We start from the raw sequence: 23,234 nt of genomic DNA, 5'->3' as shown, positions 1-23,234 counted from the left end.
TGTGAAATGAAGGATGGTTCAGGGGTTTCCTCCCTCATAATTCATCCTTCATCCTTTCAATAAGGAGTTCATTGGTCATGTCGAATGCGACTGCAAAGAAAGTTGTGCTGGCTTACTCTGGTGGCTTGGATACCAGCGTGATTGTGCCGTGGTTGAAGGAACATTATGGCTGTGAAGTCGTCTGCTATTGCGCCAATCTTGGTCAAGATGACGATCTGAGCGGCGTAGAGGCCAAAGCCATTGCTTCAGGCGCTAGTGCCTGCTATGTCGAAGATTTGCGCGAAGAATTTGTGCGCGATTTCTTGTTTCCAATGTTGCAATCGGGCGCAACTTACGAACGCACCTATTTGCTTGGTACCAGCATCGCTCGCCCATTGATCGCGCGCGGCCAAGTGCAAACCGCCTTGAAAGTTGGTGCTGATGCACTTTCCCACGGCTGTACGGGCAAAGGCAACGATCAAGTACGCTTTGAATTGACCTATATGGCTTTGGCTCCGCACATGAAAATTATCGCCCCATGGCGTGAATGGCACATTCGCTCACGCGAAGATGCGCTTGATTATGCTGCATTGCACAATGTGCCAGTTACCAGCACCCGCGCCTCAATCTACAGCCGCGACGGCAATATTTGGCACTTGAGCCACGAAGGCGGCTCGTTGGAAGATCCATGGCTGGAGCCAGAATTAAATATGTTCCAACGCACCGTTACCCCAGAACAAGCGCCTGATGTGCCAGAATATCTGGAAATTGGCTTCGAGCGCGGCATTCCAGTGAGCGTGAATGGCGAACAACTTGGCCCCGTGGCTTTGCTGCAAACCCTCAACGAGATTGGCGCACGCCATGGCGTTGGCCGTGTCGATTTGGTTGAAAATCGCTTAGTTGGCATGAAGAGCCATGGCGTATACGAAACGCCAGGCGGCACGTTGCTCTATCGCGCTCATCAAGGCCTCGAAGAATTGGCGCTCGATCGCGAAACCTTGCACTACAAAGATACCTTGGCAATTCGCTTCTCAGAGTTGATTTACAACGGCCAATGGTGGTCGCCGTTGCGCTATGCCTTGTCGGCGTTCTTCACCGAAACCCAAAAGAACGTCACTGGCTTGACCCGTTTGAAGGTCTTCAAAGGTGGCGTGCATTTGGTTGGACGCAAGGCCGAACGCAGCTTGTATGTGCCCGATTTGGCAACCTTCAGCGAAGATGCCGTTTATAACCAAGCAGATGCTGAAGGCTTTATCAAGCTCTTTGGCTTGCCCCAAAAAGTCGAAGCCTTAACCTCAGGAGCCGAATAAGCATGAGTATCTTTCGTTTTGCTCCTGGTTTCCGCAGTGCTGCGGGGCGATGTGGCTTGAAGGCCAGTGGTAATCCTGATTTAAGTTTACTTGTTGCTGATGATGTTTGTACGGCGGCTGGGGTTTTTACCACCAGCCTCGTCAAAGCCGCGCCAGTGCTCTACGATCAAGCAGTGTTAGCCGAGCATGCCAGCGAAATTCGGGCAATTATTGCCAACGCTGGTTGTGCCAACGCTTGTACTGGCGCACAAGGCGATGCTGCTGCTCGCGAAATGGCTCGTTTGGCGGCTGAGGCGGTTGGCTGCGAGCCGCATCAGGTTTTAGTGCTTTCAACTGGCGTAATTGGCCATCAACTGAATGTTGAAAAAGTGGCCAAGGGCGTTGCTGCAATCGCCCCAGAACTGGGTGTTGAGCATGCTCCAGCGCTTGCCGAAGCAATTATGACCACCGACACCCGCCCCAAAACCGCTAGCGCCAATGCGGTGATCGATGGGAGTTTGGTGACGGTTGCAGGCGTTGCCAAAGGCGCAGGCATGATCCATCCGATGATGGCAACCATGCTGTCGATTGTCACCACCGATGTGGCTATCGATGCTGATTTGGCCCAAAGCTTGTTACGTGAAGTTAGCGACGCATCGTTCAATTGCGTTACGGTCGATGGCGACCCAAGTACTAACGATACGTTGTTGCTGTTGGCCTCGGGCGCAAGTGGCGTGACGATCAACGCCAGCAATATTGCTAGTTTCCGCCAAGCGCTCGAAGCGGTCTGCATCGATTTGGCCAAACAAATTGCCGCCGATGGCGAAGGCGCAACCAAATTGGTCACCGTCACGGTTGCTCATGCGCCAAGTGTTGCCGCAGCGCGTACTGTTGCTCGCAAAATTGCCTGCTCACCGTTGGTCAAAACCGCGATTCACGGCGGTGATCCCAATTGGGGCCGAATTTTGGCAGCTGCTGGCGTAGCTGGTGTCCCATTCGATCCTAGCCAAGTTGAACTTTGGTTGGGCGAGGTGCAATTAGTTGCTGGTGGCACGCCCACCGACTATAGCGAACGCGAAGCTGCCAGCCAAATCAGCGGCCAGCATGTGGCAATTCGGCTTAATCTTGGGGCGGGCGCGGCCACTGGCTATGCTTGGACCTGCGATTTTAGCGCCGAATATGTACGAATCAACGCCGATTATCGGACGTAAACGAGGGTTCAGGGATCAGGGGTCTGGAACTAGATTAAACGTTTAACGCAGCGGCGCAGAGGTAATCTGGCTATGGGCTATGGGCTATAGGCTATCGGAGTTTCGTTGAAAAATCGAATATCAATAGCCAAAAGCCTATAGCCCAAACCTGATCCCTAGCCCCTGAACCCTAAATAACGAGGTAACCAAACCATGTGGGGTGGACGTTTTAGTGGCTCGTTGGCTGAGCATATGCGCTTATTCAACGATTCGTTTCCAGTCGATCGGCGCTTATGGGCCGAGGATATTCGTGGCTCGATTGCTTGGGCCAATGGCTTAGAGCGGGCTGGCATTTTGCAAGCTGATGAATGCCAAGCATTGATCGCAGGCTTGCGCCAAGTGGCACAGGAGTTTGAAGAAGGCCTGTTTTTGTCGTTAACCAGCGATGAAGATATTCACACGGCGGTCGAACGCCGTTTGGGTGATTTCATCGGAGCCTTGGCGGGCAAATTGCATACTGGCCGCTCGCGTAACGATCAAGTGGCAACCGATACCCGTTTGTGGACGTTAGGCGCACTCAAATTGGCCGATGATTTGATTCGCGATGTGCAAGCGGCATTGCTAGAGCAAGCCAAAGCAGTTGGCGAGGCAATGTTGCCTGGCTATACCCACCTACAACGGGCGCAGCCAGTCTTATTATCACACGCCCTGTTGGCTCATTTTTGGCGTTTAGATCGTGATCGCCAGCGTTTGCACGATGCTACCAAGCGAGTCAGCGTCTTGCCGCTTGGCTCTGGCGCGCTTGCAGGCACAGCGTTTGCGGTCGATCGGGCAGCACTGGCAGCCGAATTAGGCTTTGCCAGCATCAGCCAAAATAGCCTCGATGCCACCAGCGATCGCGATTATATTGTCGAAATTTTGGCGGCAACGGCCTTATTGGGTGTGCACATCAGCCAGCTTGCAGAAGATTGGATCATCTGGAGCAGCGCCGAATGGGGCTTTGTGGCGCTTGATGATGCCTATTCAACTGGCTCAAGTTTAATGCCCCAAAAGAAAAATCCCGATTCGCTCGAATTGGCACGCGGCAAATCTGGCCGTTTAATCGGCAATCTGGTTACGGTTTTGACCTTGCTCAAGGGCTTGCCATCGGCCTACGACAAAGATTTACAAGAAGATAAAGCACCCTTATTCGATGCGATCGATACATTAAACCTAACTTTGCCGGTGGTTGCTGGGGCAATTCGCACCGCCCGTTTCAACACCGAACGCATGGCGGCGGCCTTGGATGATGCGATGTTGGCGACTGATGTGGCTGATGAATTGGTACGCCGGGGAGTGCCATTTCGCGAAGCCCATCATATTGCTGGGCGCTTGGTGCGCGAAGCTGAACAACGCGGCGTTGGCATGCGCCAATTGCCTGCTGAAAGCTTCGTTGCAGCCCACCCAAGCTTGACCGATGTTGCTGGTTTATTCGATTTTGCTCGTTCTGTCGCCATGCGCGACGTACCTGGTGGAACAGCGCCCAACGCCGTGCGCGACCAACTGATTGCTGCTCAACACGTTTTAGCAGAAGGCTGAGGTTGCCCATAGCGCCCTCGCCCTGCCGTTACCCTTAACGGAGGCTTCCAAATGACACACTCACTTCTTGGTCGCGATTTACTGGCCTTGGCCGATTGGAACGACACTGAATTGCTCGACGTGCTCGAAACTGCTGCCGAACTCAAACTGCGCCAACAACGCCGCAAAGCGCATCCCCTGCTGGCAAACCGCACCTTGGCGATGATTTTCGAAAAGCCTTCAACCCGCACCCGCGTTGGCTTCGAATCGGCAATGGTGCAACTCGGCGGCCATGGCATTTACCTTAGCCCCCGCGATACGCAAATTGGCCGTGGCGAAACCATCGGCGATACCGCGCGCGTGCTCAGCCGCATGTGCGATGCGATTATGGCGCGGGTCAACGATCACGCTACCTTGGTCGAGTTGGCCGAAGCCGCCGATGTGCCAGTGATCAATGGCCTTTCCGATTGGCTGCATCCGGTGCAAGCCTTGGCCGATGCCTTAACGATTCGCGAGCATTTTGGCAGTTGCAAAGGTGTGAAATTGGTCTACCTTGGCGATCCGAATAATGTTTCCAATTCGTTGTTGGAGATTGCGCCACGCTTGGGCATGGATTTTGCGATCGGCACGCCATTTGTGGCGAATGTTGATCAGCAGTTGTTGGCTCAAGCCCGCTTGCAAGCTGCCGCCAATGGCACCAAAATCATCGTGACCAACGATCCGTTGGAAGCTGTCAAGAATGCTGATGTGTTGTATACCGATGTTTGGGTCAGTATGGGCCAAGTCGTGGCCGAAGGTCATTTGGAAGCGCTACAACCATTTCAAATTAATGCTGAACTGTTGGCCGCAGCTAATGCTGGAGCCAAAGTAATGCACTGTTTGCCAATGCATCGTGGCGAGGAAATTAGCGCCGATGTTGCTGATGGCGAGCGTTCGATTGTGTTTGATCAAGCTGAAAATCGCTTGCATACCCACAAAGCTGTGTTGGTTGCCACCGTTGCTGGCTTGGCTTTACGCCGCACCAAACGCCTCGCCGCCTAAAATTATTTAACCAAGCAACTGGCTTGAATTCAGCCCCGTGCCCATGCTGCGGGGCTGAATAGCCATCTTTTAGCCTTCGATAAACCGATAGCCAATGCCCCATTCGGTCTGAATCAAATTCGATTCGGGGTCGATTTCGCTGAGTTTTGAGCGCAAACGCCGAATATGCACATCAACTGTGCGCGCATCGACATATTCGTCGTAGCCCCAAACTTGGCCGAGCAAGACTTCGCGGGTAAACACTTGGCCTGGATGCGAAGCCAAATAGGCCAAAAGATCAAATTCTTTGGGCCGCAAGGTTAATTGCACATCGCGGAAGGTCGCACGACGGCGGGCATTATCCAGCTGCAAGCCATTTGAGGTTGGCACTGCATCGCCAATTTGTTGGCGCAACCGGCTGGCTTCGGCTGTGCGCCGCAACAAGGCCCGCACCCGCGCCACCAGTTCGCGTGGCGAAAATGGCTTGACTACATAATCATCAGCGCCAAGCTCCAAGCCAACCACCCGATCAACCTCATCGGCCCGCGCTGTGAGCATAATCACTGGTTGCTCAAAGCCCTCGGCCCGCATTTGGCGCAACACCCCAAAACCATCAATCCCGGGCAAGCCAATATCCAAAATCAAAAGATCATAGGTTTCGTTGCGCAAGCGCAGCAAGGCATCTTCGCCAGAGCCAGTTTCGCCAACCGCAAAGCCCTCACGTTCAAAGCGCGAACGCACCACATCGACCACGCTTGGTTCATCATCAACAATTAAAATACGTTGCATTAGGCATCCTCATTGGTCATTACTTCGCCCAAAATCCAATTGATAAAGCGTTGCGAGCCATCGACAATCGGCAAAGCAATAATTTCGGGTAGCGCATATGAGTGCAATTGTTCAACCCGCTCGATCAGGCTGCCCAGCGCATCAGCACGCGTGCGCACAATCAACAAAATCTCGGCCTCTTCTTTGAGTATGCCTTCCCAATGATAAATCGAGCTAATTTGCGGCAAAATATTAACGCTGGCTGCCAGCCGTTCAGTTACCAAGGCTAGGGCCAGCGTGCGAGCCTCATCAGCATTACTTGTGCTAATCAAAACAACCTGCGCTGCATCAGACATAACGCCTCCAGATCGATTAACCGCTTGCTGTGTTTACTCTACCTTAAAGCCGTCGATCTGCAAGGGGTTTGGCTGTTACCACTTATGAATAGCGCAGGTTTAGCTGTTGGCTTGCAGCTCGGCTAGCACCTCGGCCAAACTCGCATATTTGGCCACTGGCGGAAATTCCAAGTATTTGGTGACGCTGTTGGGCACTGCATAAACCGTTGCCTCTGCCGCCAAGCCTGCTTGCACGCCTTGCGGCGAATCTTCGAGCACAAGGCTGGCTTTGGCCGTCACACCCAACAATTTGGCGGCGCGCAGAAAAATATCCGGTGCTGGCTTGCCGTTGGCCACTTCCTCGCCAGTGACGGTTGCGCCAAAACAATCGTTCCAGCCAAATTTTTGCAGCACCATGGTCAAATATGGGCGCGGCGACGAGGTGGCAACCGCAATTGGGATGTGCTGTTGATTGAGCCAACGAATAATTTGATCGGCGTAGGGCATGGCTTCGGCTTCGTGCTCGACCAGTTCAAAAATCAATTGGCGATGCTCGGCAATCGTTTGCTCGATGCTCAAGGGCAAATCGAAGCTCTCAATCATCGTTTTGGCATTATCATGCGCGCGGCGACCAACCATGCGATGGCCCCAATCGGGTTCAGCTTGCTTGCCGTAGCGGGCCAAAAATACATCCAAGGCCCGCATGCTCACCGGCTCGCTATCGACCAACACGCCATCACAATCAAACAAAATTGCTTCAAACTGTTTCATTTGGTTCCTGCTTCTTGAACAATGCTAAGGGCGGCAATTCGGCAATCACAATGCCAATCATCATTAATAAGCCACCCCAAACGAAGGTTGATGAAATGCTTTCGTTGCCAAATGTTGCGGCAAATAGCGCCGCAAAAACTGGCTCTAGTACGAAGATCAAGGCGGTGCGGGTTGGCGAGGCATAGCGCTGCACGATAATCTGAATCGCCAGCAAGACCGCTGTGCAGATAATGCCCAAATATGCGCCCGCCCAAAAAACATCTGCTGGCAAGGCGGGCACTGTTTCAAACAGCAGGCTACCAAGACTGGCAACGACCGCTACAACCGCCACTTGAATCATGTTCATGGCAATTGGCGAGGCCTTTTTGGTCCAATGGCCAATCGCCAAAATATGCCCTGCAAAAGTTACTGCGCAGATAAACACCAAGAAGTCGCCCCAAAGCGAAACTGGCTGCGAGCCTGCATGCGGAGTGCTATCAATCGAGAGCACATACAAGCCAGCAACGGCTAAAATTACGCCAGCCCAGACTTTGGCGCTAATTTTGCTGCGCCACAACACTGCGCCCATTAACGGCACAAAAATGACGTTTAATCCAGTAACGAAGCCTGCTCGCGAGGCAGTGGTCATGCTGATGCCAATCGTTTGGGTAATGTAGCCAACACATAGCAAACTGCCTGTGATCAAGCCTGCCTGCCAATCGGTGCGCGTCCATTGGCGCAGCGATTTGAGCGCCCATGGCAAGAGCGCCAGCGTTGCTAAAACAAAACGCAAGGCCACAAAGGCCAACGGCGGCCAATGATCGGTCGCATCGCGCACGACAAAAAATGTGCTGCCCCAAAGCATCACAATCAACAACAAAACTCCATCGCTTTGCCAGCGCTTCATTGCCGTACCCTTTCTAGAAATCAGACCATAGACATATAGTATACGGAGATTTGGCGAGCATATAATTGGTCGGTTGCATTTTTGATGGAGTACGAGGTTGCTACAATGCGTTTAATTGCCCTGCACGAACGGGAAAAAATTGCAGCATGGCTAAGCCAAAATGCTGACCTGAATATCTATCAAATTGGCGATTTGGATGCGTTTTTTTGGCCTTCGACGCTCTGGTATGGGCTTGAGGAAGCTGGCGAGATTGTGCAAATTGGCTTGGTTTATCTTGGCCATAGTATGCCAATTTGGCTGATGTTTGATGATCAGCGTCAGCAATATTCTGCTCAATTAGCGGCTGCGATGCGGCCATTATTGCCAGCAAAAATTTATTGCCACTTCTCGCCTGGCATCGCTGAGGGTTTGGCCGACCGCTACCAGCTGCACGATCATGGCCTACACCATAAAATGATCTTGCGCGATTTTGGCAAGCTTGATCAGGTGCGGTTTGAGCGCGAGGTCGGGCAACTGAGCAGCGCCGATTTGCCAGCGATTAATCAACTTTATGCTGAGGCCTATCCCGATACCGCCTTCGATCCGCGGATGCTCGAAACTGGCTGTTGCTATGGCATTTGGCAGGATGATCAATTAATCAGCATCGCTGGGATTCATGTCTATTCGCCAAGCTATCGCGTGGCAGCATTGGGCAATATTACGACCCATCCAGCCTACCGCGGTCAAGGCTTGGCCAAGCAAGTAACCGCCAAACTTTGCCAAAGCCTGCGCCACGAGATCAAGCATATTGGCCTGAATGTGCACAGTGCTAATCACATCGCCATCAAAACCTACGAAAACTTGGGCTTTAGCTGGGTTGCCGATTATAGCGAGGTGCTGTTGGCGCAAAAATCTTAATCAAAAGCCATTAATTTAACGCAGAGATGATGAGGCGCAGAGTATCGAGGGATGAAGGATGAGAGATTTTGGCTATTGGCTATTGGCTATCGGAAACTTGTTGGGTAATGCATACATTCCGTGAGCCAAAAGCCCTCAATTTTCTGCGCCTCTGGGTTAAAAATGTGATCCATGAAGATCGCGAAGGTTGGGAGTAACAAAAGCACAGTAACAATCCAGCAGACAAATATTTGGGGGTGCAGGGGGCTGAAAACCCCCTGCGTTTCCCTCTGGCGGAGGGACGGAAGGGTAGCGAAACGTTAATAGCTTGAAGCTTGGCTTGATTAATCAAGTCGCCGTTCGCTATATTCCTTGCCATCAAAAGTTAATAGGCGTTTTTTATCCTCAAGCACCGTTTCGAGGTTGACCGGACGTGTCCAGATTGTATGAATATGTTTGAGCGTGTCGCGCGCATAATCCAAGCGCAAATCGTTGCCTTCATGGCGATGGCGCAGATACAATTCGCCGCGATTGTTGTAATTGGCATCTTCAACATAGATATAGGGCTGGCCAAAGTTGGTCAAGCCGCTAAGCAATTGCGATTTGATCGCGCCAAAATCACGATTAACAATCTCATACAAATCAGTATCGTTGTTGTGCTTGAAGGTAAATAGCTTATTTTCAACGCAAAATTCGGGCGTAAGAAATTCGTCGAGAAAGGTAATATCGTTGTGGAACCGCCGCACCTCAAAGACTTTTTCCAAGCCCTTGCCAAGCTTCAGATCCCATTCGCGCTTTTCACGCATATCGTCGCATTGCTCCCAATCTTTGCCAAAGCGCCCGCGATTCCAGCGATCTTCGATGTCGCGCAGCAACAGCAAACCCAAGCGATAGGGATTTAAGCGCCCAGGATGGGCCGCCACAATCCCCGCGTGATGATCAGCGAAATCGACGATTTCCGAGGTTTCGGCGGCATGTGTGGTCATAATTCGGCTATGCCAAAAGCTGGCCCAACCTTCGTTGATGATTTTGGTCATGCCTTGCGGCGCAAAATAATAGGCTTCGTCGCGCACAATTTCCAGAATATTATGCTGCCAACGCTCAAGCGGCGCGTAATTCATCAAGAACAACAGCACGTCTTTTTGCGGATTCTCGGGGAATTTACGCATTTTCTGCTGTTCTTCTACTAATTTTTCGCGTTGCTGGCGTAGAAATTCTGGTGGATTAATAAAATCCTTCATATACGCACGTTCGAACGGCAAACCTTCGGCTACTTCAATATCATCATCTTCGACGATTGGCTGGCTGGTTTGAGCTTCGGGTCGATTAATATACGGCGAGTGATAATCGATCAAATTTTCAATTGATAAACACGTATCAATAAATGATTCGACAGCTTCGTAGCCATAACGATCGATATAGCGTTGTACTCGCCCAGCATGATTCGCCATCACATCAAGCATTTTACGATTGGTTGGAGCAAACCACATGTTGTTTTTGAAGAAATCAGCATGGCCTGCAACGTGCGCCATGACCGTTTTCTGATCAACAATCATATTGCCTTCGAGCAAATAGGCATACACTGGATTAGTATTAATCACCATTTCATAAATGATGCTTAATCCATATACATGGCCCTTGATTAATTGATCATATTCCATTCCGAAGCGCCAATGTGGGTATCGTCGCGGAAAACCACCCATGGCAGCAACTTCATACAACGTATTATAATCAAGGATTTGATAGACAATTGGGTAGTAATCGAGGCCATAATGCTTGGCATGGCCATCAATTTGCTCCCACGCTTTTTGGAGATTAAGCGGTAAATCGTTGTTGCTGAGTGGCATAGAACCTCTCTTTGGAAGTATGAAATATGAGGGATGAAGGATGAAAATATTCAAGAAATGAGGATTGATAGTACTTCCCTATCAATCTGCTTGATTATCAAAATCATAGGTTATAGATGGTTCTTTAAGTTATAAGCGTTTTTTCTTAACGATGGTTGTAAAAATAGCAAGTAATTGTGATGTTTCATCACGTAAAGGATTAATAACGATCGCTGTTTGAAAGTCGGCCAAAAGTAATAATTCTAGCCAATAGTCAGTTTCCTCTAATTCTTGTAAGCAGATGCCAAGTTTTGCGATAAACTCATTATCTGATCGTGAACGATGGGCTTCACGATAATTAGCCCCAACTGATGTTCCTGAACGCAGGAGTTGTTTACCCAAAATTGTTGCTTCGACTCTGGTTGGCAAAGAACCGTACAGTTGAATAATTTGGAGTGCAAAACGAGTGGTACGTTGGCGTAAATCATCACGACCAACATCCTTTTGCATGTTAAATCCTCCGAAATTAAGCAGAATGCTAGCTAAATTAGAAATTTTGATTGATTTCAGATTTAGCTAGCATTTTCATCCTTCATCCCTCATCCTTCATCCTTCTATTTGCCTTTGCCTAAAAAGGCCTTGATTGCATTGTAAATATCGTCGCGGTCGGCAATTTCTGAAACGACCATGGTTTCGTTGGCCCGAAAATTTTCGTTCAGGTCATGGGCAAAACGCCCTGATCCATACAACGAACGCACTTGGCCGTAACAAAAAAGGTTAACTTTGGGCAAAATCTGGTTGCGCAGCAACTCAACACACTCGCGGGTGTCGCCGCCGCCCCAGTTATCGCCATCGGAAAAATGGAATGGGTAAATATTCCATTCAGCGGGCGAATAATGCTCCTCAATTAGTTTCAAGACCAAGCGATAGGCCGAGGAAATTTTGGTTCCACCGCCTTCGCGAATCCGATAGAAAACGTCTTGGGTCACTTCTTTGGCTGCTGCGTCGTGCACGATGTAGCGCATTTCAAGATGCTTGTATTGGGAGCGCAGCCAGGTTTCGATCCAAAATGCAGTTACCCGCACCAGCTCTTTTTGCTCCTGACCCATCGAGCCAGAAACATCCATGCTGTAGATAATGACGGCGTTGCTTTCTGGCATTTCGGTGGTTTTCCAGGTTCGAAAGCGCATATCATCGCGAATCGGCACCACCACCGGATCATCGGGATCGTACTGGCCAGAGGCGACTTGGCGTTTGAGGGCTTCGCGGAAGGATCGTTTGAAGTGGCGCAGCGAATTTGGCCCAACCTTGGTAATGCCCGAATATTTATCCTTTTGCGAGATAATATTCTTGCTACCTTTGGGCTGAATATTGGGCAGTTGCAGTTCTTCGCCCAACAATTGGGCCAGTTCGTCGATGGTCATTTCGACATCAAGCGAATGCTGGCCTGAATCTTCGCCGGCCTCGCCTGCGCCTGGCTGCGAGCCATCACCACGCCCGATTGGATCGCCGTTTTCGCCCTCGCCTTGGCCAACGCCGCCTTGATTTTTGCCAAAGCGAAAGCGTGGTAAATCGATTGATGGCACAGGAATGGAGACCAAGAGTTTGCCTTGGCGACCAATCATCTCGCCATGAGAAATATATTTGCGCAGATCTTTTTTAATTTTGCCCCGCACAATTTGGCGGAAGCGATTAAGATCACGTTCAACTCGTTGCATAGGCTCACCGTTGATTGTTAGTGGAAGGAACGCACGCAAGCGAGCAGATGCGCCATTGAATCCGCTCGCTTTGTCCGAGCCTACTTGCGCTGAGTCGCATCGCCACGAGCAAAAATGCTCGCAACATAATTCAGCACATCGGTAGCACTTTGATCGTTGTAGCCAAAATCGCGAATTAAGCGCGTTTTGACGACATCGATTTTTTCTTGGGTATCTTTATCGACAACACTCGAAACCAAACTGGTCAGTTTGATGCTGTCTTTTTGATCTTCAAAGAGTTTCAGTTCTAAAGCTCGATGAAGTCGTTCATTCGTGCGATAATCAAACGTCTTGCCTTCGATTGCTAATGCTCCGATGTAATTCATAATTTCACGCCGGAAATCATCCTTACGATTATCGGGAATATCGATCTTTTCTTCGATCGAGCGCATCAGTCGTTCGTCTGGCTCTTCGTAGGCTCCAGTAAATTTATTACGCACTTTTTCGCGTTGCGTGTAGGCTTTGATATTGTCGATATAGTTGGCACATAAGCGCTTAATTGCTTCCTCGTCGGCAGAAATTGCTCGCTGTACCTCATTTTTGACAATATCAGCGTATTCTTCTTTGACGATTGCCAAGAGTTCGCGATAGCGTTTGCGATCTTCTTCATTGGTGATTAATGAGTGAGTTTTGAGGCCACTTTCTAGCTCATTCATCACCATAAATGGATTTATGCCACCATCGCTTTGATAATTAACCAAGGCATTGCTAATTTTGTCTTGAATATAGCGTGGTGAGATGCCTTCCATACCTTCGCGGCGGGATTCCTTGCGCAATTCTTTGATATTATCCTCAGTGAAGCCAGGCAAGGATTTACCATTATAAAGCTTCATCTTTTGTAATAAGGTCAAGTTTGCGCGTTTTGGCTCTTCGAGACGAGTTAAAATTGCCCACATGGCAGCAACTTCGATCGTATGTGGTGCAATATGCACGCGAACATTCTCCGAATTGAAATCCTTTTCGTAAATCCGAATTTCATCACGCAAACGCGTAATGTATGGAATATCAATTCGAACGGTACGGTCTTTTAATGCTTCCATAAACTCATTATTTTCAAGCTTACGGAATTCTGGTTCATTTGTGTGCCCAACGATAACTTCATCGATATGTGTTTGCGCGAACTTCTTGGATTTAATGCGATGTTCTTGCGAAGCACCAAGCAAATCGTATAAAAATGCTGTGTCGAGCTTAAGCATTTCAACAAATTCAATAATTCCACGATTAGCAATATTAAATTCACCGTCGAAGCTAAAAGCACGTGGATCACTATCAGAACCATAGATTGCAATCTTACGATAATTAATATCGCCAGTTAATTCAGTGCTATCTTGATTCTTTTCATCCTTTGGTTGAAATGTGCCGATACCAACCCGATCTTGTTCGGAGAAAACGAAACGGCGGACGCGGACATGGCGCAACACTTTGGCAAAATCGCCATTGTAACGGCGCATCAAATCGCGGAAATTATAGCGGCACGAAGGGTCAAGGTCGCCAGTAATCGTAATCTGTTCGTCTGGTTCGAGGTTGGCGTTGAATTCCTTTAAAAATGCTTCACGCATTTCGAGCGGAATCAAGTGCAACGGATCTTCGTGCATTGGGCAGGGGTCCCAATCAGCATCCTTCACCTCGCCAGCGTCGAGATCTTCAATATCGCCCAAAAACCAATCGAACGTATACAGCGCGCCATTCTCACTGCGCGAATAGCGTTCGAGGCCACGTTTTAGGCGGCGAGCGATGGTTGATTTGGCTGAGCCGACCGGACCATGCAGCAGCAGCACCCGTTTTTCCGTGCCATAGCCATGGGCAGCAGCCTTGAAAAAATTAACCAAGCGCATTAATGGAATTTCCAAGCCAAAAATGGCATCTTGCTCGTCGAATTCGTTGGTGGTAAAGAAGTTATAACGAATTAACTTCTTTTTGGCATCGATGAACTCTTCCAGCCCATACGACATAATCATGTCGTAAATTCGTTGGAAGGCATTGCGGGTGACTTTTGGATTATTGGTCACAATATCCAAATAATCCTGAAAAGAGCCAACCCAATGGAGATTCTGATAGTTTTGCTGGTCTTGTAAGGTACTCAGCAAGGACATCAGTTGCGAGCCGGAGGGAGTCGTCATAGTTGGCCTCCTACATCACCGCCACGCGGCGGGAACAGAGCGACGACGGAGGGGTGGGGTCCGCCGATAGATACCGAGGAACGCAGACAAAGCCGACTGAAAATGAGCCAACACCAAAGGACGGCGATTGTTCTGGCAGGTTGATGAAATTTGAGAATGGTCGCTGCCAGAGGATGGTGAAAGAGGAAGCGCCGTTGCAACTTCGGCTTTTCAATTATAGCAATCGCAAGATTCAGCGTCAAGAAACAAATGTGCCGCAAAAGTCCCATCTGCGTTGATCAGCAGAGGTGATTTAGCCGCTCGTTTGCTTGCTTTGTAAGCGTGCTTGCAGGGCTAAAATCTGCTGATAGAGTGCTTCGGCATTGGGGATGCCTTCAAAGAAAGTGGCAAATCCACTATTTACGCCAAGAAATAAATATGGGGATAATGCGCGTTTATTAGTGAAGATAATACTTTGCTGGCCATTGGGCAGGCGATCAAGTTTAATGAAATCGAGCTGCGCCAAATTGTAACTATGTTGATAATCGCGCTTCAGCCAATGGATGTGAATCATTGCCCGCCGATTGGTTAATGTATAAAAGGTATAGCGGCGCAAGTAGCGCCCAAAAAGCAACCGCCCGATGAAGAGGTAGCTCACATACAAGAGCAATAAGCTCAATATGATCGAGAGCATTGGTGTTGGCCACGGTTCGCCATTCTCGACAAAGAGAACTTTCGTAATGCCGAAATAAAGCCAGAGGCTGCCAAACATAATGGGTGCTAAATCAATTGGATAAAATTTAAAACCTTGGACTGGCTGGCCTTCCCACAGAATTTCTTCGCCAGGCTGGAGGGTTAAGTGCTGATTGTTTGTTGGAACACGATAACTCATTGTATTTACTCCACATATGTGAAATCGACTCCAATAATACGTTCAAACATGGTTCTAGTTCTAGTCGGCTGCACCACATTTCTCTTAACAATTGTTCATCCAATGCTGCTTGCTTTTGGCTATGCCGATGGCGTATTATTTATGAACGGAATTCATAAATGTACATTGCGGCGTATCAACCGAATCAATAAACAAACAATACAGCATATTCAGCTTGGAGGTAGTCGATGACGGTTAAAATGTTACCCGGCCCCAAAGGAACGCGCCTTGGGGGCAGTCGGCGCGATTTACAAAAATACGGCCCGTTGGGCTTTTTCGAATATTTGGCCAGCTACGGCGATTTTACAACCTGTCGTGTGGGGCCGTTTCGCGTCTATCTGGTGAATGATCCCAATGGGATTCAAGAGCTGTTGGTGACCAATCGCGATAAAGTGCGCAAAAATGCTGGCGATCGCGAGTTACTGTCGCGTTTTTTGGGCAATGGCTTGCTCAGCAACGATGGCGCTGATCATCAAAAGCAGCGCAAACTGGTACAGCCCGCATTTCACATGAAGCGGATTCAGGCCTATGCTGAAACCATGGTTGAGCACACCGAAGCCATGCTCAAACGCTGGCACGATGGGGCGATTCTCGATATGGATCAGGCCATGATGGAATTGACGCTGACGATTGTGACCAAAACGCTGTTTAATGCCGACATCAGCGAGCAAGAAGTTCGCCAGGTCAGCCAAGCCTTAGAAGATATTCAGGTCAACTTCACGATTATTTCCGAGCAAGCTGTGCCCTTGCCGCGCTGGGTGCCAACTCGCGCCAATCGGGCCTTGGAGCATGCCAGTAAGCAAATCGACCAAGTGGTACAGCGCGTGATTCGCGAACGCCGAGCAAGCGGCGAAGACACAGGCGATCTGTTGTCGATGTTGTTGCTTTCGATTGACGATGGCAACGGCCAAGGCATGACCGACCAACAAGTGCGCGATGAAGTGGTGACGCTCTTCTTGGCTGGCCACGAGACGACCGCCAATACCTTGACCTGGTGTAGTTATTTGCTTGGCAACCATCCTGAGGTGCGCCAACGCTTGCAAGCAGAGGTCGACGAGGTGCTGCAAGGTCGCTCGGTAACGCTGCAAGATTTGCAAAAATTGCCCTATACCGAAATGGTGATCAAAGAAGTCTTGCGCATGTATCCGCCAGCCTATGCCTTGAGTGCCCGCGTGCCAACCGAAAATATTACGGTGCTTGGGCAAACGATCACGCCGCGCCAAGCAGCCATGGTTTCCCCTTATGCAATGCACCATAATCCACGCTATTGGCCTGAGCCAGAGCGCTTCGACCCTGAACGATTCAGCTCGGAGCAAGAACGGGCACGGCATAAATATGCCTATATTCCGTTTGGCGCAGGCTCGCGAGTGTGTATTGGCAACGTATTTGCCATGATGGAAGCCCAATTGTTGTTGGCAACAATAATGCAGCATTATGATTTCACCCTTGACCCAACCCAGCGCGTCGAGTATGATCCGCAAATTACGCTTGGGGTGAAGCATGGGCTGCGGGTGCGCTTGGCCCAACGTCAGTTAGCCGAGCAAAGCCTTGAATTTGCAAAAAGTTGAGAGCTATGGTAGTATACGCGGGCGCGTGGGCAGTTAGCTCAGTTGGTTAGAGCGCCACGTTGACATCGTGGAGGTCACTGGTTCGAGTCCAGTACCGCCCACCACTCGCAATCGCCCTCAACGAGGGCGATTTTTTTTGTGTATGGTTTTGCGGTGGTTTTGCCCTTTGAGAGTAGCAATAATCTAGCAAGGAGTTCTGGCATGAGTTTGAAAATTGACCCACGCGATTGGGCCACAGTTCAGCCCTACTACGATGCACTTGCCGCTGAGGAGCTTTCGGCTGACAATGCAACCGCGTGGTTAAGCCGTTGGAGCGCGTTAGAAGCCCATCTGCAAGAATTTGGCTTTAGTGCCTATCGCGCGATGACTGAAAATACCCAAGATACAGCTGCTGAAGAGCTGTATCTTTACACCATCGAGGAGTTGACTCCCAAATCCAAGGTGGCTGGCCAAGTGCTGAAAGAAAAATTATTGGCGCTTGATGCAGCAATCTTCCCCGTCGAAATGCAGGAAATGCTGCGCCGTGTTCGGGCTGAAGCCGATTTATTCCGTGAAGAAAACGTGCCTTTGCTGATCGAAGTCGATCGCTTGAGTGCTGAATTTAGCAAGCTGATGGGCGCAATGAGCATCGAATGGCAAGGCGAAACCTTGACCATGCAAGCAGTGGTTAAGCTATTTAGCGACCCTGATCGCAGCGTGCGTGAAGCTGCTTGGCGGGCCTATCACAGCCGCTTCTTGCAAGATCGGGCTGCCTTCAACGAAATTTATCTCAAGCAACTTAAGCTGCGCCGCCAAATTGCCACCAACGCCAACAAAGCCAGCTATTTGGATTATGTCTGGGATTTGTATGGCCGCTTCGATTATACGCCTGCCGATTGCCGCACCTTCCACGATGCGATTGAGCATGAAGTTGTGCCCTTGGTTAAAAAATGGTTGGCCGTACGTCAGCAAGAGTTGGGCGTTGAGAGCTTGCGGCCTTGGGATATGATGGTCGATTCGCAATCGCGCCCGGCCTTGACCCCGTTCCAAAGTGCCGATGAGCTTGAAAGCGTCTGCCAAACCATCTTCGATAAGGTTGATCCAGAGTTGGGTGCGCAATATACCCGCATGCGCGATGGCTGGCTCGATTTGGCATCACGGCCTGGCAAAGCGCCTGGTGGCTATTGTGGCGGCATGTTTGTCTCCAAAGTGCCCTACATCTTTATGAATGCGGTTGGCACCCACGACGATGTGCAAACAATGTTGCACGAGGGTGGCCATGCCTTCCACTTTATGGAATCATCAGCAACCAACGACATCATTTGGAATTACGATGGGCCGACTGAGTTTTGCGAAGTAGCTTCGATGGCGATGGAATTGTTGGCAGCGCCCTATTTGGCCAAGGATAAAGGTGGTTTTTACAGCGAAGCGGATGCCCGCCGCGCTCGCTCAGAGCACCTTTGGAGCATGCTCAACTTCTTACCGTATATGGCAACCATCGATGCCTTCCAACATTGGGTGTATATTGAAGCGCCAGAAGATGTGACTGCCGAGCAGCTTGACGCAGTGTGGCAAGACCTCTACCAACGCTTCATGAGCGTCGTTGATTGGAGTGGCTTAGAAGATGTGCATACCACCGGCTGGCATCGCAAGCAGCACATTTTCGAAGTACCATTGTATTACGTTGAATATGGTTTGGCCCAATTGGGTGCGCTGCAAGTTTGGCGCAATGCCATGAAGGATCAAGCTCAAGCAGTGGCGCAATATCGTTCAGCTTTGGCGTTAGGCAATACCAAGCCGTTGAGCCAATTGTTTGCCGCAGCTGGCGCAAAATTTGCCTTCGATCGCGAAACGGTTGGTGAATTGGCGCGATTAACTGATACGCATCTGACCGCATTACGCGACTAATTGAATAGAGTTTCCCCTCACCCCAACCCCTCTCCCACTGCACGCAGGCGAGGGGCTTTTTGTTTAAGCTATTCCAAAGCCGCTGAAGATTTTTCGCCACGAATTTCACGAATGGCTGTTGGCTATAGAAACCGCGAAGGACGCGAAGGACACGAAGAATTGTTTTTTAGCCACAGATTGGCACAGATGTATTTGATTATTATTCCCCAAAGCCAATAGTCATCCGTTCTCTGCGCCTCTGCGTTAAAACCTGCCCCCTGATTGCTGGCCCCTGACCACTCTTTTGGCTATCGATTTATGTCTTCTGCCTTTTAACTTTTACTTCATCCCTCATCCTTCATAATTCATAATTCGATAACTAGTCGCTCGGCATATCATGGGTATAATTACTGATTAATAGAACGAATTAATTAAATGACGAGGCCGATATATGGAAGATAAACCTCAAGGCTGTTTATGGTGCGACTATCGCGGGCCAGTCGTTGCTGGCGAAATTATTAGCGTGGTCAATCCGCAAGTGACCTTACAACATGAGCTACGGCGTTGCCCAGAGTGCAAGGCGACCATGGTTGATATTCGCTGGCCCGACCGAATTATGCGGCGCAAAGTGCGCGAATCGCCGCGGCGTTTTCGGCGCTCGTTATGGGTGATCGTTTATCCGGTGGAATGTGCTTGGTGTGGCAGCCATAACACTGATGCCTACGAAGTTAATGCGACAGTCTCGAATCCGGTGAGCACGCGTTTTAAGTATGATATTTATCGCTGCCTTGATTGCGAGCGCCCGAATGCAATTTCCTATTTGGGTGAAGTCTATGTGCATCGTGCTGATCAAGACAAAGAATTCTTTTCGTTGTGGCATTTAGACCCCGATGTTGAATAAAGCAGCGCAGGCGAGGAGCTGAAAAAACTGCTAAAGTAGCTAAAAACTGGCATGGTCGGATTGCGAAATAGGCCTTTATAAAGGCAAAAAATCGCTGTGGTATGCGTTTGACGCTCCTTTGTGCAATGTGTTACAATACCGAGTGACCCCGCCTCAGCGTCTGTGCGCGGTATTTTTTTGACATTGCCACGATATCCAAACGACAACCAAGGCGGCTAGGAGAACCGAATAATGGCTGAAAACCCGAAACAATCTGGAGGGCGGCGGATCGTCTCTCAGGCCGAAGCAGAGGCGGTGGCTGCCAAAGCAGGCGTTAGCCCTGTTACGCGTACCAAAGTTGGCAAGCCGGTTGGCGAGCGGCAAGGACTCAATCGGCGCGAATTTATGGCCTATGCTACAGCTGGCTCAATGGCTGTGTTAACGGCACTTGGGCTTGGTAGCATTATTGCGCCCAACAAAGACGACGAGTTAATCAGTGAATTGACTGGTGGTGCCGACTGGGTTACCGGCGGCTTTGCTTACCCACGGATTAAGGCAGGCCAGTTTGGCGGTAAATTTACGCTTGCCCGCGCTGGCGATAGCTACACCGCTGAAGAAGCACCAGAATTAAATGCTGCTGGTAAATTTTACATTGTTAAGGTTGATAAAAGCAAAGGTGCAGCTGAAAACGGGATCGTCTCAACCAACGATAACGAGGTTGGAGCCGAAACTAGTGATGGCGCATATTTGATTGCAATCTATCAAGTATGTACCCACCTGGGCTGTTTGATTCCGTTCCAAGCTTCACAAAATCGCTTTATCTGCCCATGTCATGGCTCGACGTTTGAACGTAACAGCCATTACGTGCTTGGCCCAGCGCCTCGGAACCTTGATCAGTTTCCGATTACTTTAGAAGATGGCGCATTGGTAGTAGACACTGGGAAAAAGAAGACGGGTCTAACTCACGGCTAGTTTACCCAGTCACGAAGGAGTTTCCGTATGGCTGTATCGCCTGAAAGCAAGCGCAAGGGCTTGGGTGGCTGGCTAACCGAGGTAGGCCGCTCGTTCTTCCCTTCGATGGGAGCACGTGAGTGGCGCGAAACCCTGCGTGGGGGGCCAGCACCACGTCCCAACCCACGGATGCGGGTGCACTCGAATAGTTTTTGGTATCACATTCGTCCCCGTTCGTTATCCGAAGAAGCAACCGCATGGTATTACACCATGGGGCTTGGCTGGATGTCGTTTTTCTTCTTTGTGCTTGAGGCGATTACTGGTCTCGTTTTGATGATCTATTATTCGCCATCGCCCAACGAAGCCTACGAAACCATGACCAAGATTATGAACGACGTGCCGTTGGGTGGCCTGATGCGGAATATTCACCGCTTAGGCGCGCACTTTATGGTTGCAGTGGTGATTTTGCACATGCTGCGAACCTATTTTACGGCTTCGTATAAAGCTCCGCGCCAGTTTATCTGGTTTACGGGCATGCTGCTGCTCTTTATGACGCTGTTGTTGTCGTTCTCTGGCTATCTCTTGCCATGGGACCAATTGGCGTTCTGGGCGGTGACGATTGGTTCGTCGATGGCTGACGCAGCACCTGGGGTTGGGCCAGCAATTGGCCGCTTGCTCCGTGGGGGCGCAGAAATTGGCGCTGGCGCACTCTTGCGCTTCTACTTGCTGCACATCTTTATGTTGCCAATGCTGACGATTATTTTCATCAGTATTCACTACTATGCAGTGCGCAAGCAAGAAATCTCGCCAATTCACGAATTGTTTGAAAACAAAAAACCAACCAAGCGCAAAATTCCTTTCTTGCCCGACCAAGTGTTCTTTGAGTTGGCAGTGATTGTGGTTTTGACCTTTACCTTTATCTTTATCAACAACTTCTTCTGGGATGCCAAGCTGGAAAACCATGCCAACGCCTTGGAAACGCCCCAACACACCCAAGCACCATGGTACTTCTTCTGGTTGCAAGGGATGTTGAAGCTTGGTGATAAGATCGTTTGGGGCTTGGGCATCGCTGGGATTATCTTCGGCGCATTGTTCCTCTTGCCATACATCGATCGCAACCCTTCACGCCGTTTCAAAGATCGCAAATTTGCGGTTGCTGGCGGGATTATTTCGTTGATCGTCTTTGTGGTTGTTTCGTATGGGGGCTTGCCTGCCTTCGGGATTCAAAAAGTCGGTTCGAACGAATTGGCCGTTTCGTATGTGCCAGTTGAAGGCGAAGGTCGCGTGATGGAAGTGCCATTCGACCAAGTGCCGCAAGAAAAATTCGTTTATAAAGTCTATTACGATTCAGCAGTCAATGAATTCAAAGAAGGCGAATTTGGGGTAGCCGAAGGCCCAGCGCCAGAAGCGCTCTCGCCAGTCTTCAAAGAAATGCTGCTTGAACTCAAACACGACGTGCAAAAATGGGCCGAATATGACGTGCTGTTTGTTCGCCCAACGGTTACCTTGACGATTGAGCCATGGCTCTATCAACAAAAAACCGATGCTGCCGAATTCTCAACAGCAGTTGATGGGCTTCTGCAAAAACGTGTAACCTTGGATATGGAATGGACGACGGCGGGTTACGACAAAGAAGGTAATTTGGTCGAAACTCCCGAAAAGAGCCGCTATACCCAATATAAATTCCTCAACCGGAATGGGGTTGTTCACGTTGGCGATACGGAACCACGAAACTAAGTTTTTTATCCACGGCCTACGTTGCTGCGTGGGCCGTGTCGAATAAGGAAACACGTCCTATGACGAAAAACATTGCAGTTTCGCTGCTGTTTACCCTCGCAACAGTTGCCTTGCTTGGCTTTATCTGGATTGGCCAAACGAATGATCGTTTGGTTGCCACGAATTTGCGCCAAGATGCTTTGCAATTGGAGTTCGGGCAGCGCAACTACGAACAATATTGTGCCACCTGCCACGGTTTGGCTGGCGAAGGCCAAGGCCCAGGCAACAAAGGTGCTCCTAAGCTTTCCGATTTGCAAGGGCGCTTAGGCCCAGGCACCGAAGCGTTTACCCGCGAAAACGGGATTCAGAAAAAATATGGCTCATTGCGCAACTACGTTGAAGCCATTATTTCATATGGCAAAACTGGCACGGCGATGCCTGCCTGGAAATTGCAAGGCATGCGCGATGACCAAGTTAAAGCCATCGCTGCCTATGTCATGTCGATGCAAGGTGGCGCAATCTCGCCAGTCGCGCTTGATTCAGCCAAATCGTGGGCTGCAACTACCGAAGCAGGCTTGCCACCAACCCCAACGCCAAATGAGCCACCATTGGATGATCCATTGGCTGAAGCTGGCAAGCAAACCTTCAACACCTACTGTATCAGCTGCCACAATAAGACCGATGCTAGCGGCACAGGCCCTGGCTTGGCAGGTTTGTTTGGCGAAACTGGTACCAAAGCATTTGGCACAACCCTGCCCAACGGCAATCCAGTCAACGACGAAAATGTCTTAGATTGGATTACGAATGGTGGTGGTGGCCCAGGTGTTGGCCCAGATCCTCAAGATGGCGCTTCGTATGGGGTGATGCCACCCCAAGGCCAGATCCTTAGCGAAGATAAGATTCTCGAAGTTATCGCCTACTTGAAGACCTTGACTCGGTAAAGCACGCGCTGGCGATGGCATGCTGTCG

At 49.9% G+C, this 23,234-nt stretch carries 20 protein-coding genes and 1 tRNA gene; 12 read left to right on the top strand and 9 right to left on the bottom strand.

Annotated features, from left to right (window positions below; genetic code table 11):
• The first annotated feature begins 77 nt into the window (after positions 1-77).
• The 4 genes from JOD20_RS13600 to argF all read left to right on the top strand — a co-directional run bounded on the left by JOD20_RS13600 (position 78) and on the right by argF (position 5,056).
• Entirely contained in the window at positions 78-1,289 is a 1,212-nt protein-coding gene (locus tag JOD20_RS13600; RefSeq protein ID WP_204755787.1) for an argininosuccinate synthase, read from the top strand.
• Positions 1,290-1,291: 2 nt separating this feature from the next.
• Positions 1,292-2,479, top strand: coding sequence for a bifunctional glutamate N-acetyltransferase/amino-acid acetyltransferase ArgJ (gene argJ, locus JOD20_RS13595; protein ID WP_204755786.1), 1,188 nt, complete (start codon positions 1,292-1,294; stop codon positions 2,477-2,479).
• A gap of 192 nt (positions 2,480-2,671) precedes the next feature.
• A complete protein-coding gene (argH, locus tag JOD20_RS13590; protein WP_204755785.1) occupies positions 2,672-4,036 on the top strand; it encodes an argininosuccinate lyase in 1,365 nt (454 codons plus the stop codon).
• 51 nt (positions 4,037-4,087) lie between these two features.
• Positions 4,088-5,056: an ornithine carbamoyltransferase gene (argF, locus tag JOD20_RS13585; RefSeq protein WP_204755784.1), complete on the top strand. Its 969-nt coding sequence runs from the start codon at positions 4,088-4,090 to the stop codon at positions 5,054-5,056.
• 69 nt (positions 5,057-5,125) lie between these two features.
• Here the strand turns inward: argF and JOD20_RS13580 are convergent, their stop codons facing one another.
• The 4 genes from JOD20_RS13580 to JOD20_RS13565 form a co-directional block, all read right to left on the bottom strand.
• On the bottom strand, positions 5,126-5,824 hold the full coding sequence (locus JOD20_RS13580; RefSeq protein ID WP_054534762.1) for a response regulator transcription factor: 699 nt from the start codon (positions 5,822-5,824) through the stop codon (positions 5,126-5,128).
• Complete coding sequence (gene cutA / locus JOD20_RS13575; RefSeq protein ID WP_204755783.1) at positions 5,824-6,159, bottom strand: divalent-cation tolerance protein CutA; 336 nt, start codon at positions 6,157-6,159, stop codon at positions 5,824-5,826. The genes JOD20_RS13580 and cutA overlap by 1 nt, the downstream gene beginning before the upstream one ends.
• Before the next feature lie 99 nt (positions 6,160-6,258).
• A complete protein-coding gene (locus JOD20_RS13570) occupies positions 6,259-6,909 on the bottom strand; it encodes an HAD family hydrolase (protein WP_204755782.1) in 651 nt (216 codons plus the stop codon).
• Complete coding sequence (locus tag JOD20_RS13565; RefSeq protein ID WP_204755781.1) at positions 6,896-7,795, bottom strand: DMT family transporter; 900 nt, start codon at positions 7,793-7,795, stop codon at positions 6,896-6,898. The genes JOD20_RS13570 and JOD20_RS13565 overlap by 14 nt, the downstream gene beginning before the upstream one ends.
• A gap of 105 nt (positions 7,796-7,900) precedes the next feature.
• Between JOD20_RS13565 and JOD20_RS13560 the strand changes: the two genes are divergently transcribed.
• Complete coding sequence (locus JOD20_RS13560; protein WP_204755780.1) at positions 7,901-8,692, top strand: GNAT family N-acetyltransferase; 792 nt, start codon at positions 7,901-7,903, stop codon at positions 8,690-8,692.
• A 323-nt stretch (positions 8,693-9,015) separates the two neighbouring features.
• Here JOD20_RS13560 and JOD20_RS13555 read toward each other — a convergent pair whose 3' ends face one another.
• The 5 genes from JOD20_RS13555 to JOD20_RS13535 all read right to left on the bottom strand — a co-directional run bounded on the left by JOD20_RS13555 (position 9,016) and on the right by JOD20_RS13535 (position 15,245).
• The gene (locus JOD20_RS13555; RefSeq protein WP_204755779.1) at positions 9,016-10,518 is read right to left on the bottom strand and encodes a SpoVR family protein; all 1,503 of its coding nucleotides are present in this window, start codon (positions 10,516-10,518) and stop codon (positions 9,016-9,018) included.
• A 129-nt stretch (positions 10,519-10,647) separates the two neighbouring features.
• A complete protein-coding gene (locus JOD20_RS13550) occupies positions 10,648-11,007 on the bottom strand; it encodes a four helix bundle protein (protein ID WP_204755778.1) in 360 nt (119 codons plus the stop codon).
• A gap of 104 nt (positions 11,008-11,111) precedes the next feature.
• The gene (locus JOD20_RS13545; protein ID WP_204755777.1) at positions 11,112-12,215 is read right to left on the bottom strand and encodes a DUF444 family protein; all 1,104 of its coding nucleotides are present in this window, start codon (positions 12,213-12,215) and stop codon (positions 11,112-11,114) included.
• Positions 12,216-12,295: 80 nt separating this feature from the next.
• Positions 12,296-14,374 carry a PrkA family serine protein kinase gene (locus JOD20_RS13540; protein WP_204755776.1) on the bottom strand — a complete coding sequence of 693 codons (2,079 nt, stop codon included), beginning with the start codon at positions 14,372-14,374 and terminating at the stop codon, positions 12,296-12,298.
• A 292-nt stretch (positions 14,375-14,666) separates the two neighbouring features.
• On the bottom strand, positions 14,667-15,245 hold the full coding sequence (locus tag JOD20_RS13535; RefSeq protein WP_204755775.1) for a hypothetical protein: 579 nt from the start codon (positions 15,243-15,245) through the stop codon (positions 14,667-14,669).
• A gap of 227 nt (positions 15,246-15,472) precedes the next feature.
• On the opposite strand from JOD20_RS13535, the gene JOD20_RS13530 reads away from it, so the two are divergent.
• From JOD20_RS13530 to JOD20_RS13500, 7 genes are all read left to right on the top strand, one after another.
• Positions 15,473-16,852 (top strand): cytochrome P450, encoded by a 1,380-nt coding sequence (locus tag JOD20_RS13530; protein WP_204755774.1) that lies wholly within the window; start codon positions 15,473-15,475, stop codon positions 16,850-16,852.
• 27 nt (positions 16,853-16,879) lie between these two features.
• Positions 16,880-16,956: transfer RNA gene (locus JOD20_RS13525), tRNA-Val, on the top strand.
• Between the two features lie 97 nt (positions 16,957-17,053).
• Positions 17,054-18,739: a M3 family oligoendopeptidase gene (locus JOD20_RS13520; RefSeq protein WP_204755773.1), complete on the top strand. Its 1,686-nt coding sequence runs from the start codon at positions 17,054-17,056 to the stop codon at positions 18,737-18,739.
• A 430-nt stretch (positions 18,740-19,169) separates the two neighbouring features.
• A complete protein-coding gene (locus tag JOD20_RS13515) occupies positions 19,170-19,619 on the top strand; it encodes a hypothetical protein (protein ID WP_204755772.1) in 450 nt (149 codons plus the stop codon).
• 231 nt (positions 19,620-19,850) lie between these two features.
• Positions 19,851-20,570 (top strand): Rieske (2Fe-2S) protein, encoded by a 720-nt coding sequence (locus JOD20_RS13510; RefSeq protein ID WP_204755771.1) that lies wholly within the window; start codon positions 19,851-19,853, stop codon positions 20,568-20,570.
• 27 nt (positions 20,571-20,597) lie between these two features.
• Positions 20,598-22,286, top strand: coding sequence for a cytochrome b (locus tag JOD20_RS13505; protein ID WP_204755770.1), 1,689 nt, complete (start codon positions 20,598-20,600; stop codon positions 22,284-22,286).
• 59 nt (positions 22,287-22,345) lie between these two features.
• Positions 22,346-23,206 (top strand): cytochrome c, encoded by an 861-nt coding sequence (locus JOD20_RS13500; RefSeq protein ID WP_204755769.1) that lies wholly within the window; start codon positions 22,346-22,348, stop codon positions 23,204-23,206.
• Positions 23,207-23,234: the final 28 nt, after the last annotated feature.

It is taken from the genome of Herpetosiphon giganteus (assembly GCF_016907925.1).
In the GTDB taxonomy this organism is placed as follows: domain Bacteria; phylum Chloroflexota; class Chloroflexia; order Chloroflexales; family Herpetosiphonaceae; genus Herpetosiphon; species Herpetosiphon giganteus.
The sequence above is the reverse complement of the archived record's forward strand: the minus strand, read 5'-3'. Positions and strand labels throughout refer to the sequence as shown.

Excerpts from the sequence above, each read along its gene's own strand:
- JOD20_RS13600 (WP_204755787.1), top strand. The coding sequence starts at position 78 with ATGTCGAATGCGACTGCAAAGAAAGTTGTGCTGGCTTACTCTGGTGGC.
- argJ (WP_204755786.1), top strand. The coding sequence starts at position 1,292 with ATGAGTATCTTTCGTTTTGCTCCTGGTTTCCGCAGTGCTGCGGGGCGA.
- argH (WP_204755785.1), top strand. The coding sequence starts at position 2,672 with ATGTGGGGTGGACGTTTTAGTGGCTCGTTGGCTGAGCATATGCGCTTA.
- argF (WP_204755784.1), top strand. The coding sequence starts at position 4,088 with ATGACACACTCACTTCTTGGTCGCGATTTACTGGCCTTGGCCGATTGG.
- JOD20_RS13580 (WP_054534762.1), bottom strand. The coding sequence starts at position 5,824 with ATGCAACGTATTTTAATTGTTGATGATGAACCAAGCGTGGTCGATGTG.
- cutA (WP_204755783.1), bottom strand. The coding sequence starts at position 6,159 with ATGTCTGATGCAGCGCAGGTTGTTTTGATTAGCACAAGTAATGCTGAT.
- JOD20_RS13570 (WP_204755782.1), bottom strand. The coding sequence starts at position 6,909 with ATGAAACAGTTTGAAGCAATTTTGTTTGATTGTGATGGCGTGTTGGTC.
- JOD20_RS13565 (WP_204755781.1), bottom strand. The coding sequence starts at position 7,795 with ATGAAGCGCTGGCAAAGCGATGGAGTTTTGTTGTTGATTGTGATGCTT.
- JOD20_RS13560 (WP_204755780.1), top strand. The coding sequence starts at position 7,901 with ATGCGTTTAATTGCCCTGCACGAACGGGAAAAAATTGCAGCATGGCTA.
- JOD20_RS13555 (WP_204755779.1), bottom strand. The coding sequence starts at position 10,518 with ATGCCACTCAGCAACAACGATTTACCGCTTAATCTCCAAAAAGCGTGG.
- JOD20_RS13550 (WP_204755778.1), bottom strand. The coding sequence starts at position 11,007 with ATGCAAAAGGATGTTGGTCGTGATGATTTACGCCAACGTACCACTCGT.
- JOD20_RS13545 (WP_204755777.1), bottom strand. The coding sequence starts at position 12,215 with ATGCAACGAGTTGAACGTGATCTTAATCGCTTCCGCCAAATTGTGCGG.
- JOD20_RS13540 (WP_204755776.1), bottom strand. The coding sequence starts at position 14,374 with ATGACGACTCCCTCCGGCTCGCAACTGATGTCCTTGCTGAGTACCTTA.
- JOD20_RS13535 (WP_204755775.1), bottom strand. The coding sequence starts at position 15,245 with ATGAGTTATCGTGTTCCAACAAACAATCAGCACTTAACCCTCCAGCCT.
- JOD20_RS13530 (WP_204755774.1), top strand. The coding sequence starts at position 15,473 with ATGACGGTTAAAATGTTACCCGGCCCCAAAGGAACGCGCCTTGGGGGC.
- JOD20_RS13520 (WP_204755773.1), top strand. The coding sequence starts at position 17,054 with ATGAGTTTGAAAATTGACCCACGCGATTGGGCCACAGTTCAGCCCTAC.
- JOD20_RS13515 (WP_204755772.1), top strand. The coding sequence starts at position 19,170 with ATGGAAGATAAACCTCAAGGCTGTTTATGGTGCGACTATCGCGGGCCA.
- JOD20_RS13510 (WP_204755771.1), top strand. The coding sequence starts at position 19,851 with ATGGCTGAAAACCCGAAACAATCTGGAGGGCGGCGGATCGTCTCTCAG.
- JOD20_RS13505 (WP_204755770.1), top strand. The coding sequence starts at position 20,598 with ATGGCTGTATCGCCTGAAAGCAAGCGCAAGGGCTTGGGTGGCTGGCTA.
- JOD20_RS13500 (WP_204755769.1), top strand. The coding sequence starts at position 22,346 with ATGACGAAAAACATTGCAGTTTCGCTGCTGTTTACCCTCGCAACAGTT.